This is a genomic window from Ruegeria sp. HKCCD7221 (assembly GCF_013031225.1).
GTDB lineage: Bacteria > Pseudomonadota > Alphaproteobacteria > Rhodobacterales > Rhodobacteraceae > Ruegeria.
The window spans coordinates 194,159-207,472 of sequence record NZ_WPZE01000004.1 but is presented as its reverse complement, the minus strand read 5'-3'; the positions used below and the strand labels follow the sequence as shown (position 1 = coordinate 207,472).

General features: G+C 59.6%; 10 protein-coding genes. 4 read left to right on the top strand and 6 right to left on the bottom strand.

Annotated features, from left to right (window positions below; genetic code table 11):
• Positions 1-116: 116 nt before the first annotated feature.
• The 3 genes from GOX73_RS12115 (at position 117) to GOX73_RS12105 (ending at position 4,926) form a co-directional block, all read left to right on the top strand.
• Positions 117-3,272 (top strand): valine--tRNA ligase, encoded by a 3,156-nt coding sequence (locus tag GOX73_RS12115; protein WP_171125624.1) that lies wholly within the window; start codon positions 117-119, stop codon positions 3,270-3,272.
• A 125-nt stretch (positions 3,273-3,397) separates the two neighbouring features.
• The gene (locus GOX73_RS12110) at positions 3,398-4,561 is read left to right on the top strand and encodes a benzoate/H(+) symporter BenE family transporter (RefSeq protein ID WP_171125626.1); all 1,164 of its coding nucleotides are present in this window, start codon (positions 3,398-3,400) and stop codon (positions 4,559-4,561) included.
• Between the two features lie 32 nt (positions 4,562-4,593).
• Positions 4,594-4,926, top strand: coding sequence for a DUF1992 domain-containing protein (locus GOX73_RS12105; protein ID WP_171125628.1), 333 nt, complete (start codon positions 4,594-4,596; stop codon positions 4,924-4,926).
• Here the strand turns inward: GOX73_RS12105 and GOX73_RS12100 are convergent, their stop codons facing one another.
• Together GOX73_RS12100 and GOX73_RS12095 are read right to left on the bottom strand one after the other, a co-directional pair.
• Positions 4,927-5,709, bottom strand: a complete 783-nt coding sequence (locus GOX73_RS12100) for a crotonase/enoyl-CoA hydratase family protein (protein WP_171125631.1) — start codon at positions 5,707-5,709, stop codon at positions 4,927-4,929.
• Positions 5,710-5,767: 58 nt separating this feature from the next.
• Positions 5,768-6,844 carry an SMP-30/gluconolactonase/LRE family protein gene (locus GOX73_RS12095; protein ID WP_171125633.1) on the bottom strand — a complete coding sequence of 359 codons (1,077 nt, stop codon included), beginning with the start codon at positions 6,842-6,844 and terminating at the stop codon, positions 5,768-5,770.
• 94 nt (positions 6,845-6,938) lie between these two features.
• Between GOX73_RS12095 and GOX73_RS12090 the strand changes: the two genes are divergently transcribed.
• Positions 6,939-8,045 (top strand): pyridoxal phosphate-dependent aminotransferase, encoded by a 1,107-nt coding sequence (locus tag GOX73_RS12090; protein WP_171125913.1) that lies wholly within the window; start codon positions 6,939-6,941, stop codon positions 8,043-8,045.
• A gap of 28 nt (positions 8,046-8,073) precedes the next feature.
• Here the strand turns inward: GOX73_RS12090 and GOX73_RS12085 are convergent, their stop codons facing one another.
• From GOX73_RS12085 to zwf, 4 genes are read right to left on the bottom strand one after another with little or no spacing between them, the layout of a single operon-like run.
• A complete protein-coding gene (locus GOX73_RS12085) occupies positions 8,074-9,264 on the bottom strand; it encodes an alanine--glyoxylate aminotransferase family protein (protein ID WP_171125635.1) in 1,191 nt (396 codons plus the stop codon).
• Between the two features lie 50 nt (positions 9,265-9,314).
• Positions 9,315-9,947, bottom strand: a complete 633-nt coding sequence (locus GOX73_RS12080) for a bifunctional 4-hydroxy-2-oxoglutarate aldolase/2-dehydro-3-deoxy-phosphogluconate aldolase (RefSeq protein WP_171125637.1) — start codon at positions 9,945-9,947, stop codon at positions 9,315-9,317.
• 3 nt (positions 9,948-9,950) lie between these two features.
• Positions 9,951-11,756, bottom strand: a complete 1,806-nt coding sequence (edd, locus tag GOX73_RS12075; RefSeq protein WP_174825653.1) for a phosphogluconate dehydratase — start codon at positions 11,754-11,756, stop codon at positions 9,951-9,953.
• Positions 11,757-11,758: 2 nt separating this feature from the next.
• Positions 11,759-13,204 (bottom strand): glucose-6-phosphate dehydrogenase, encoded by a 1,446-nt coding sequence (gene zwf, locus GOX73_RS12070; RefSeq protein WP_171121893.1) that lies wholly within the window; start codon positions 13,202-13,204, stop codon positions 11,759-11,761.
• Positions 13,205-13,314: the final 110 nt, after the last annotated feature.

The window sequence follows — 13,314 nt, the reverse complement described above, 5'->3', positions numbered from 1 at the left end:
CTCTACCGCGCGACACTAGCCTGCGAGGGGACGATGTCCATAGGGGGCCTTCCCCTTGGCGCATGCATTCGCTATTGCAGGCGCTGACCCAAGATTGATGACGCAGGACGCACCCCATGGCGATGGAAAAGACATTCAACGCGGCCGAGGCCGAGACCCGTATCTATAAAACCTGGGAACAGGCCGGAGCCTTCAAGGCAGGCGCGAACAAATCGCGCGACGAAAGCTTTACCATCATGATCCCACCGCCCAACGTGACCGGCGCGCTGCATGTGGGTCATGCGTTCAACAACACGCTGCAGGACATCCTGATCCGCTGGCACCGGATGCGCGGGTTCGACACGCTGTGGCAGCCCGGTCAGGACCATGCGGGTATCGCCACGCAGATGCAGGTGGAAAAGATGCTGGCCGCCACTGGCCAACCCGGTCGCCGCGAACTGGGGCGCGAGGCGTTTCTGGACAAGGTCTGGGAATGGAAAGGCGAATATGGCGGCACCATCATCGAACAGCTGAAACGTCTGGGCTCCAGCTGCGACTGGTCGCGCAACGCCTTCACCATGGCGGGCGCACCACGCGATCCGCGCACCGGCCACGAAAACTCAGCCAACTTCCACGACGCGGTGATCAAGGTTTTCGTCGACATGTACGAAAAAGGCCTGATCTATCGCGGCAAGCGGCTGGTCAACTGGGACCCGCATTTCGAGACCGCGATCTCGGATTTGGAAGTCGAGAATATCGAAACGCCCGGCCACATGTGGCACTTCAAATACCCGCTGGCCGGGGGCGAGACCTACACCTATGTCGAAAAAGACGAGGACGGGAATGTCGTTCTGACGGAAGAGCGCGATTACATTTCCATCGCCACGACCCGCCCCGAAACCATGCTGGGCGACGGCGCTGTTGCGGTTCATCCCTCGGATGAGCGTTACGCGCCAATCGTCGGCAAACTCTGCGAAATCCCGGTTGGCCCGAAAGAGCATCGCCGTCAGATCCCGATCATCACCGATGAGTATCCCGATCCCGACTTCGGCTCGGGCGCGGTGAAGATCACCGGTGCGCATGACTTCAACGACAACATGGTGGCCAAGCGTGGCGGCATCCCGATGTACCGCCTGATGGACACCAAAGGCGCGATGCGGGCCGATGGTGCACCCTACGCAGAAGAAGCGGACAAGGCGCAGGAATACGCGCGCGGACGTGAGTTCACCGAGAACGAGATCGACGCGATCAACCTGATCCCTGATCACCTGCGCGGGCTGGATCGGTTCGAGGCGCGCGCGAAGGTGGTGGAAGAAATCACAGCCGACGGACTGGCCGTCGTGACTCGCGCAGATGACCCGCGTCTGGGTGTGAAGCTGGGTGAGGATGACGACCCGGCAGCGCTGGTTCCGCTGGTTGAAAGCAAGCCGATCATGCAGCCCTTCGGCGACCGCTCGAAAGTGGTCATCGAGCCGATGTTCACCGACCAGTGGTTCGTCGACGCCGAAAAGGTCGTCGGTCCCGCGTTGGATGCGGTCAAGGACGGCACGGTCAAGATCATCCCCGAGTCGGGCGAGAAGACCTATTACCACTGGTTGGAAAACATCGAGCCGTGGTGCATTTCGCGTCAACTGTGGTGGGGGCATCAGATTCCGGTTTGGTATGGGCTGGACCTGTCCGCCGAAGACTTCGTCGACGACGAGAATGACGGAGACCTGGATCTGGTCGAATTGGGCCGTTTGCTGAACGAAGGCGGCATGCTGCACCGTGGCAATATCATGGAATGCGCTGCGAGCCTTGAAGCTGTTACCGAGAAATTCCTGGACGACAACGCAAACATTCCCAGCCCTCTGAGCCACGCTACCGTTGTCGAAGTCGCCGACAAGCAGGAAGCGATCCATCAGTTCGCGGAAAGCCTTGCTCGGTACGCAGTTGAACAAGACCCGACCAAGTTGGTTTACCCGGTCTGGCGCGACCCCGACGTGCTCGACACGTGGTTCTCCTCCGGCCTCTGGCCCATCGGCACTCTGGGCTGGCCCGAGCCGACCGAGGAGCTGGAGCGCTATTTCCCCACGGACGTTCTGATCACCGGCGCGGATATTCTGTTCTTCTGGGTCGCCCGGATGATGATGATGCAACTGGCCGTGGTGAATGAAATCCCGTTCCACACCGTCTACCTGCACTCGCTCGTCCGCGACGAGAAGGGCAAGAAGATGTCCAAGACCACCGGCAACGTCATCGACCCGCTGGAGATCGTGGACGAATTCGGCGCCGACGCGCTGCGCTTTACCAACGCCTCGATGGCGGCAATTGGCGGCGTGCTGAAACTCAGCCGCGAACGCATCACCGGCTACCGCAACTTCGGCACGAAACTTTGGAATGCCGTCCGCTTTGCCGAGATGAACGAGGTCTTTACCGACGCCGTCCCGCAACTGGACGTGGCCGACCTGAAACCCAAGGCCGCCGTGAACCGCTGGATCATCGGCGAAACCGCCCGCGTGCGGGAAGAGGTCGACGCGGCACTGGAAAGCTATCGTTTCAACGACGCGGCCAACGGGCTTTATGCCTTTGTCTGGGGCAAGGTCTGCGACTGGTATGTAGAACTGTCGAAACCCCTGCTGCAAGGCGATGACGCCGAAGCTCAGGCCGAAACCCGCGCCACCATGCGCTGGGTTCTGGATCAGTGCATGGTCCTGTTGCACCCGATCATGCCCTTCATAACCGAAGAACTTTGGGGTTTGACCGGCACGCGGCCCAAGATGATCGTCCACGCCGACTGGCCAACTTATGCTGCTGCCGATCTGGTTGATGCCGATGCAGATCGTGAGATGAACTGGGTGATCTCGGTGATCGAAAACACCCGCTCGGCCCGTGCGCAGATGCGGGTTCCGGCTGGTCTATACGTGCCGATGCTGGTGACGGATATTGACGCGCATGGCCAAGCTGCTTGGGAGCGCAATGAGGCGCTGATCAAACGTCTGGCGCGGATTGACAGCCTGACCAAAGCGGATGAGCTGCCTAAGGGCACCATCTCAATCGCCGCCCCCGGCGCGTCTTTTGGCCTGCCGCTGGCCGATATCATCGACATCGGTGCCGAAAAGGAACGGTTGGAGAAAGCCAAAGGCAAGCTGGCCAAGGAACTCGGCGGTCTGCGCGGGCGTCTGAACAACCCCAAATTCGTGGCTTCGGCCCCGGAAGAGGTTGTGGAAGAAGCCAAAGCCAACCTCGCCGCCCGCGAAGAGGAAGAAGCGAAGCTGAATGAGGCATTGGCCCGCCTGTCCGAGATCGCCTGATCCGTCTTAACGCCCCAACACTCTAACCCCGCCTTACTGGCGGGGTTTTCTTTTGCGCAACTGGGGGTTGCCGCCCCACCCTCACGCTTGGTAGCACGGTTCGAGGCAACCCCACCGAGGCCAAAATGACGCGCACAGCCCCACCGATCCAAACTGTCTCGACCGGGCTGGTTGTTGCCATCGTCGGCTTCTTCAGCTCATTTCCCATTGTCCTTCAGGGATTGACCGCGATGGGGGCGTCACCGGCCCAAGCAGCCTCGGGGTTGATGATGGCGGCTATCGCCATGGGTCTGGCGGCCATAGGTCTAAGCCTGCGATATCACCAACCTATCAGCGTTGCATGGTCCACACCCGGAGCGGCCCTGCTTGCCGTGTCCGCCACGCCGGCGGCGGGCTTTTCAGAGGCCGTGGGTGCGTTTTTGTGCGCTGGCGCGTTGACAGTTCTGGCCGGGCTGTGGATACCGCTGGGCCGCCTTGCTGCGGCGATCCCAACCACGCTGGCACAGGCTATGTTAGGCGGTGTTCTGTTGCCGCTTTGCATTCTGCCCTTCAAAGCCGCCGTTGACCTGCCATGGCAGGCCCTTCCCGTAATCCTGACATGGTTTGTTGCCGGGCGTTTCAACCGGCTGCTCGCCGTGCCCGCCGCCGTCATCGCGGCGGCCATCGTGGTCGTTCTAAATGCCAAGGGTGCATCTGTTGCGCCGGCACAGGTGGTGGCCACTCCGGTCTGGACGTGGCCCACATTCTCAGTGGCTTCCATTATCGGCATCGGTCTTCCGTTGTTCATCGTCACGATGGCCACGCAGAACATCCCCGGTATCGCCGTGATGCGCAGCTTTGGTTACCAGCCTGTCTCAGGGCGCCTGTTTTCGGCCGTGGGTGGCGCAAGCGTACTGTCGGCGACATTCGGAGCGCCAGCAACCTGCCTTGCTGCGATCACCGCAGCGATGTGTTCGAACGAAGACAGCCATCCCGATCCAAATCAACGCTATTGGTCCGCTGTGATGGCCGGTGTGTTTTATTGCGTGTTCGGCGTGTTTGCCGTCGCAATTACAGGGTTTGCCGTTCATGCCGATCCGTTGCTGATGGGCACGCTGACCGGCGTTGCCCTGATCGGCGTGATGGCCAATGCAACCTTTGCGGCGCTCGAAGTGCCTGCCGAACGCGAAGCCGCAATCCTGACCTTTGCGATCACGGCCTCGGGCATATCAGTCTTCGGGCTGGGTGCCGCAGTTTGGGGCCTTTTGGCAGGCGGCGTCGCCTATTTGATTGCAAATCGAAGCCGCTAGCCGCGCGGCCCGGCACACTGTAGAATAAAGATATGTTTGGATCGCTGGGAAAGCTCATTGAGCGTCAGATCAAAAAGGCGCAAGCCGAAGGCCAATTGCAAGGGCTTGAAGGCGAAGGCCGCCCCCTGCCCGATCGCTCTGGCGAGGCGCAAAGCGACCCGGCAACTGCCGCCGGATACAGAATAATGGCTCAGGCCGGGGTGCTGCCCGAAGAGTTCAAGATAAAGAAAGACCTGGACGCAGCGCGCCAGGACTACACCACCCTGACCGATCCGCAGGCGCGCAAACAGGCTATGGCCCGCATCGCCGATCTGGAGATGCGGTACAACATGGCACGGGATGCACGGCGCGCCTTTACGCGCTAGTTATTTGAAAACAGGCTTGCGGCCCTGCATCTGGGCGGCAATCACCTCCATCTGGTCCGGTTTTCCGATCAGTTCTACCTGCTCGGTGGATTCCTCCATCAGGGTTTCCGCGCGGCTATGGCTTTCGGCGAAATCTATGACCCGCTTGGCCGCGCGAATACCTGATGGGCTTTTGGACGCGATGTCCTCGGCAATCGCCGTGGCCTCGGTCAAAGGATCGTCGGAAAGCTTAGTCACAAGCCCCCAATCCGCCGCCTGCTGCGCCCCAACGGGCCGGGCGGTATAGGTCAAAAGGCGGATCACATCGCTGCCAACCAGATGCGGCAGCATATACATCGCGCCCATATCCGGGATAATGCCCCACTTCATTTCAAGCACGGCGAGTTTACTGTCAGGGTGCGCAATACGGATATCGGCCCCCAGCGCGATCTGAAGACCGCCGCCATAGGCCACGCCTTCGATAGCGCAAATCACCGGGACCGGAACGCGGCGCCATGTCAGCGCCAGTTCCTGAAGGTCGTTGGCATCCCCATGGCTGCGGGTCATCAGCCATTCGGACGGGTTGTTATTGGCGTATTTCGCAAGGCTGGCCATATCCAGACCGGCGCAGAAATTTCCGCCCTGCCCCGACAGCACAACCGCACGCGCGTCCGAGGCGGCAACCTCCTGCCCTGCGGACAGAATTGCATTGAACATCGCATCATCCAGCGCGTTCATCTTCTCGCCGCGCGTCAAAGTGACGTGGGCAATGTGATCTTTGTATTCGACGGATACACGCGACATGTGAACTTCCCTATTACAGTTTCGGCAAAGATGCCTGCAACACCAACAAAGTTCCAGATCAACGTAGGGGCAATCCCTCGACGGCCATGCGCCCAAACCACGGGGAATCCAGCGTCATGACATAGAACTGGTTTCCAACGATCTTGCCGCCGGTTGTAATCCCCAGCCGGCCCTGTGGGTCCTGCAGGTTTTGTAGGATGTTTCCCTCTCCGTCGAATTGAATCAGCATTCCGCGATGGATAGGTGCAGGCCGCACCATCGGACCCAGCCGCCAGATCACCTTGCGCAGGAACGGATAAGGCATCAAAGCTTCGGTCGGCACGCGTGGGCTGGCGAACGCCATCCAATAGGTGCCGTCACCCTGCGCCTCGATATTGTCCGGATAGCCTGGCAAGTTGTCCATCAGAACTGCGCGCTCGCCCGCATTTGGACCGGTCAGCCACAGTTTATGGACCTGTGCACGCCCGGTTTCCGCGATCAGCAGAAAATCTTCGTCCGGAGACAGCGCAACACCGTTCGTGTAGACGAACCCATCGGCCACCTTTTCGGTGCTGCCGTCGGGCGCGTACTTGGCGACATACCCGGTGTCCGATTGCTCCCAGATCGTCATCACGGATGTGGGTTTGGTACCGCCCATTGTTTCGGGGTCGAAACGATCTGAAGAGTTGGAGAAATATACCGTCCCGTCCCGGGCCACATCCAATTGGTTGGCATAGATCAAAGGCTTCCCGTCAACTTCAGAGGTAAGCAACTCTAACGAACCGGGACCATTCCAACGCCTCAACCCACGAAAGCTGTCCGCGATATACAGCGCACCGTCCGGGCCCGCCTTGAGGCCCAACGGACGCCCACCAAGTTCGTCAACCTTGATGGGGGCTTCGCTGTCAATACGGAACAGAGCGCCGGACGCTGTGGTTGTATAAGCGGTTCCATCCGGCAATACGGCGATGTCTTCGGGACCCACCTCATCATCAGGAAATGCGATCAATTCAAGCTGATCCAGCGCGTTGTTTTCGGCAAACTCGCCTGCGAACTCAGGTGCTTGTGGTGGTTCCCACGCGACCGGCTCAACCTCAACCGGCCAAAAAATCAGATAGGCTAGCCCGATCAGGATCAGCCCCAACAAAACGCGCATCTGCACCCCTCCCTCAACAATTTTGTGTAGGGTGGGCGGCAATCGCGCACAACACAAGGTTGCTCGCCCCGTGACCTTACGTTTATCTGCCTATATGACTGACCCACGCTACACCCCGCTTGCCCTGTCCCTGCCTGCGACCGTGCCCTTTGTTGGCCCCGAAACACAGGAGCGCCAGCGGGGTGCGCCTTTCATTGCCCGGCTTGGCGCGAACGAAAGTGTCTTCGGCCCCTCGCCGCGCGCGGCCGAGGCAATGGCAAATACTGAAATCTGGATGTACGGCGATCCCGAAAACCATGACCTGCGCCACGCATTGGCTGAACATCATGGCGTTGGGGCAGACAATATCGTCGTAGGGGAAGGGATTGATGGGCTTTTGGGCTACCTCGTCCGGCTTTTGATCGGACCCGGCGACGCCGTTGTCACCTCGGACGGTGCCTACCCGACATTCAACTACCACGTGGCAGGGTTCGGTGGTGTGTTGCACACCGTTCCCTATCGCGACGATCACGAAGACCCGGCGGCCCTGTTTGCTCTGGCCGCAGAAACGGATGCCAAGCTGGTCTATCTGGCCAATCCCGACAACCCTATGGGCAGCTGGCATTCCGGCAAGGATATCGTCGCGGCGCTGGACGACTTGCCCGACGGGTGCCTGCTGGTTCTGGATGAGGCTTACGTGGAATGCGCGCCCGAAGGGACCGAAGCCCCTGTCGCAGCCGATGATCCCCGCGTTATCCGGATGCGCACCTTTTCAAAGGCTTATGGAATGGCAGGGGCGCGCGTCGGATATGCGATTGGCGCACCCGAATTGATATCGGCGTTCAACAAGGTACGGAACCATTTCGGCATGAACCGCGCAGCGCAAGTTGGGGCGCTGGCAGCGCTGCAAGACGACGCCTGGTTAAAACGGATTCAGGACAAGATCGCTGAGGCCCGCACCCGGATCGGACAGATCGCAACAAAGAATGGTCTGACCCCCTTGCCGTCGGCCACGAATTTCGTTGCCATTGATTGCCGGCGGGACGGTACCTTTGCTAAGGCGGTTCTCGAGTCGCTTGTCGCGCAGGGTGTTTTCGTTCGAATGCCCTTTGCCGCGCCGCAGAACAGGTGCATTCGGGTAAGCTGCGGCGAGGCGTGCGATCTGGATGCCTTTTCCGCAGCTCTGCCAAGGGCGCTTGAGGCCGCAAACGCGCGCGCATGAACTGCGCCAATACGCTCGGCAGTTCGCGTTACGAAACCAACGCAGCCGCCGCAGCCTCCAACGCGCCTGTGCCGCGCGGGATCCCGAGCGCAGCGAGCCCGGTTTCAACTCCTCCCAGCATGGCCATGACCATCTGACCATTCACATGCCCCATGTGACCAAGACGGAAACATCCGTCCCAGTCCTCCATCCCAAGGCCGATGCCCAAGGTAAGGCCCAGTTGGGTTTCCGTATATTCCCGAAGGGCCGTGCCCCGTCCGTCGGTCAGCCGCAAGGCGGTTACGGCACGGCTGCGGTCTTGGCGATCTGCGACGTTCAAATGCAAAGCACCGCCCGCGGCCCAGATTTCGCAGGCCGTCCAAATAGCTCCTGCAAGTCGTTCGTGGCGCGCCCAGACCTGTTCGATCCCCTCGGCATGGATGATATCCAAGGCAGCGCGCAGACCATATAGGTGATGGGTCGGAGCTGTCCCGTTGAAATACTGATAAAACAGCTCCGGATTAGCCCGCGGCACCCAATCCCAATATTGCGACACCCGGGGCATAGTGGCGCGCTTGGCCTGCGCCTTGTCATTAAAAAAGACAAACCCCACACCTGCAGGCGTCATCAGCCCCTTTTGACAGGCAGTGACCATGACATCGACGCCCCAGGCATCCATTTCGAACCGATCACACCCCAGCGAGGCGATACAATCCGCCATCAAAAGCGCCGGGTGGTTCAAGTCATCCAGTAACGCGCGAAGTGTTGGAATATCGTTTCGGATCGAACTTGAGGTATCCACATGCACGGCCAGAACCGCTTTGATTTCATGCGCTTTATCAGCGCGCAACGCGTCGCCGATACGTTCGAAATCCCAGGCAGATGACGTGCCGAAGTCGATCAATTGCGCCGTTGCACCGATCCCTTCCGCCATCTCTGCCCAGCCGTGGGTGAACCGACCCGAAGCCGGTGCCAAAACCCGTTCGCCGGGGGCAATGACGTTCGACAGGGCAGCTTCCCAAGTGCCGTGCCCGTTGGCGATATAAATTGCGACGTTGTGCTCGGTCCGGGCGACGCGACATAGGTCGCGGGTCAGCGCGGGCATCATCTCGATCAACTCGCCATCATAGATATTGGGCGAGGGACGGTGCATCGCTTGCAAAACGGCGTCGGGCATTACCGACGGCCCGGGAATAGCCAAATACTCACGCCCCTGCGCGAGAGAGTTGTGATTTTTCATGGGATCAACCTGTTAGAATTGGCCTCACCCTAACGTGTGGCCCGGCAGCGTCAATCCATCAGCTTGGACGCCTCGCGCGCAAGTGTTTCGATGCCTGCCCAATCTTGATCCAAAACCATCTGCTTTGGCGCAACCCAACTGCCACCGGCGCAGACAACGTTGGACAAAGACAGGTAATCGCGGGCATTCGCAGGCGAGACACCACCGGTTGGACAGAACGTGATCTGCGGAAGCGGAGCACCAATTGCCTTCAATGCAGGCGCACCGCCTGAAGCTTCGGCAGGAAAGAACTTGAGCATATCATATCCCTGCTCCAGCAGACGCATTGCCTCGCTTGCCGTGGCCGCGCCGGGCAAGAGGGGCAGACCTTCGGCCTCGCATGCAGCGATCAAAGCTTCAGTCGCGCCGGGAGAGACACCAAATTGTGCGCCTGCCTCTTTCGCGGCACGGACGTCATCAGGGGTCACCAATGTTCCAGCCCCTACGACACCGCCCGGCACTTGAGACATTGCGCGGATTGCATCCAGCGCCGCAGGCGTGCGCAGCGTAACTTCAAGCGCGGGAAGCCCACCAGCGACAAGCGCCTCGGCCAGTGGGCGCGCATCCTTGGCATCGTCGATAACCAGCACAGGAACGATAGGGGCAAGCGCGCAAATTTCGCGGGTGCGTTGGGTTTTGGACATGAATTAAACTCCGAAAATGCTGGCACCAGTGTCGGCCGACCCGACATTCTGGCGGAATGCGCCAAAGAGGTCGCGGCCAACGCCGTGCTGGTTTGCCGAAAGGTCTGCGGTTGCCGGGGCGCGATCAAGTACGCCGGGGGTCATGATCTCCAATTCTCCGCTGACCGCATCTACACGCAGGATGTCGCCATCCCGTAAACAGGCGATGGGACCACCATCCAGCGCCTCGGGCACCACATGAATCGCGGCTGGAACTTTGCCCGATGCTCCAGACATCCGGCCATCAGTTACCAAAGCAACCTTTTGCCCCCTGCCCTGAAGGATCGAAAGCATCGGCGTCAGCGAGTGCAGTTCGGGCATTCCGTTGGCTTTCGGTCCCTGAAAGCGGACAACGACGATGACGTCATCCGTGAACTCACCGGCCTTGAACGCTGCTTTGACCTCTTCCTGGTCATGGAAAACACGTACCGGAGCTTCGACCACCTGATGCTCGGGCGCGACAGCAGATACCTTCATGACAGCGGTGCCCAGATTTCCGGTCATGCGCGACAAGCCGCCTGTGGGCTGGAACGGATCCTTGGCCGGGCGCACGATCTTTTCGTTCAAGCTGTGTGCAGTGCCTTCTTCCCAGACCAGTTCACCATCTTTCAGCTTTGGCTCTTTGGTATAGTTGTGCAGACCCTGCCCGGCGACCGTCAGCGTATCGGGATGCAGCAGGCCGTCTTCAAGCAACGTGCCGATGCAATAGCCAAGGCCCCCCGCGGCATGGAAATGGTTCACATCGGCCAATCCATTCGGATAGACCCGCGCGACCAGCGGGACCACGGCGGAGATGTCCGAGAAATCCTCCCAATCCAGAACGATACCTCCGGCACGTGCCATGGCGATCAGGTGGATCAGCAGGTTCGTGGACCCTCCGGTTGCCATCAACCCGACGATACCATTCACAAAGGCGCGTTCGTCCAGCACCTGACAGACCGGCGTATAGTGATTACCCAGCGCGCTAAGTGACAAGGCACGGCGCGCGCCTTCTTCGGTCAACGCATCGCGCAAAGGTGTATTCGGGTTGATGAAGCTGGAGCCAGGAAGATGCAGGCCCATAAATTCCATCAACATCTGGTTGGTGTTGGCGGTTCCGTAAAAGGTGCAGGTGCCCGGCCCGTGATAGGCGGCCATTTCCGCCTTCATCAACGCGTCACGGCCGACTTCTCCGGTGGCAAACTGCTGACGAACCTTGGCCTTTTCGTCGTTCGGCAGGCCGCTTGTCATGGGTCCTGCAGGCAGGAACACGGCGGGCAAGTGACCAAACGCCTGCGCGCCGATGACCAGACCCGGCACGATCTTGTCGCACACCCCAAGGAACACGGCGGCGTCATACGTGTTGTGGCTAAGCGCCACTCCAGTGGCCAGCGCAATAACATCGCGCGAGAACAGCGACAACTCCATCCCTGCTTCGCCCTGCGTGACGCCATCACACATGGCGGGAACGCCGCCTGCGACCTGCGCCGTGCCACCCGCCGCACGGATCGCGTCACGGATCAGCGCCGGATAGCGTTCGAACGGCTGATGCGCCGAGAGCATGTCGTTATAGGCGGTGACGATGCCCAGATTGCCAGCCGTTCCAGTTGCCATGGATTGCTGATCTTCACCCGCCCCGGCATAGGCATGAGCCTGACCACTGCAGGATAGGTGCGCACGGGCTGGCCCTTTGGACTTGGCGTGTTCCATCCTCTCAAGATGCGGGCCGCGCAATTCGGCGCTGCGGTCGATGATGCGCCGGGTGACGTCGGTGATGACGGAATGTACCATGATTACCCTCCGATCTGACGCCAACGGCGTCCATCGCGATGCATCAGCATCAATGCTTCTTCCGGCCCTGAACTGCCCTGATCATATTTGGCTGGTCGGTCACCCCGATCTTCCCACCCCTGAATGATGGGATCGACCCAGGCCCAGGCGGCCTCGGCTTCGTCACCGCGCATGAACAGGGTTTGATCACCCCGGATCACATCCATTACCAGCCTCTCATAAGCATCCTGAGCACGCGCATCCGTGCCCAGCGCCTCGGCGAAGCTCATGTCCAGCGACACATCTGACAGGCGGAATCCACCGGGACCGGGGTCTTTGATGGTTGTACGCAATGTGATGCCTTCGTCGGGCTGCAACCGAATGACCAGAACGTTGCCACGCAAAGGGCCTACGTTGGGAAAAATAGTATGCGGTGGATCGCGGAAGAACACGGCAATTTCGGATTCACGTGCACGCAGACGCTTTCCGGTCCGCAGATAGAACGGCACTCCAGCCCAACGCCAGTTACCAAGATGCACCTTTAGGGCGATATAGCTTTCGGTGCGGCTGGCCGGGTTGCCGACATGATCCAGATAACCGTCCTCTCCCTGATCAGCCCGATATTGGCCCCGCGCGATGTCCGAGGGGTCCACGGGTTCTAACGCCTCAATAACCTTGACCTTTTCGTCGCGCACCGCATTGGGCGAAAACTTGGACGGAGGCTCCATCGCAGTCAGGCACAACAACTGAACAAGATGGTTCTGCACCATATCGCGCATTGCGCCAGACTGGTCGTAGTAAGCCCCCCGCCCTTCAACACCTACGGTTTCCGCAACTGTGATCTGAACATGATCAACATGGGTCGAATTCCAAAGCGGCTCGAACAGGGAATTGGCAAAACGCAGGGCCATAAGGTTCTGGACGGTTTCCTTACCCAGATAATGGTCGATGCGATAAATCTGATGTTCTTCAAAACAGGCACGCAACCCTTCATTCAGGGCCTTGGCAGAAGCCAGATCATGACCGAACGGTTTTTCCACCACAATTCGGCTGTCCGGTGTTGCCAGCCCGTTATCATTCAACCGCTGTGCAATGCCGGAAAACAGGCTGGGGCCTACAGACAGATAGAACGCGCGCACCACGTCGGGGCGCAATTTTTCAGCAAGGTCTGCCCACCCTGAGTCACCAAGCGCATCAACTGGGACATAGTCGACCCGGCTAAGGAACCGGTCCAATACATCCTGTTTGAACCCGGGGGCATATTTCTTCATGGATGCGCGAATCTGCTCTCGAAATGCATCACTGTCCATGTCCGACCGTGCTGTTCCGATGATACGGGCCTCTTCGGGCATTTGGTCCACTTCAAACCGGTGATACAGACCCGGCAAAATCTTGCGCTGCGCCAGATCGCCCGTTGCGCCGAACAACACAAGGTCGAACGGATTTACCGGTATTACGCGTGAAACCATCTGCAGGCTCCTTCAGTTGTCACTGGCACATCGTTTTGCCACACCAGTCATGTTATCGCTAACATTCAACGCGGGAGTATAAAAAACCATACTAAGAATCAACACTGGAT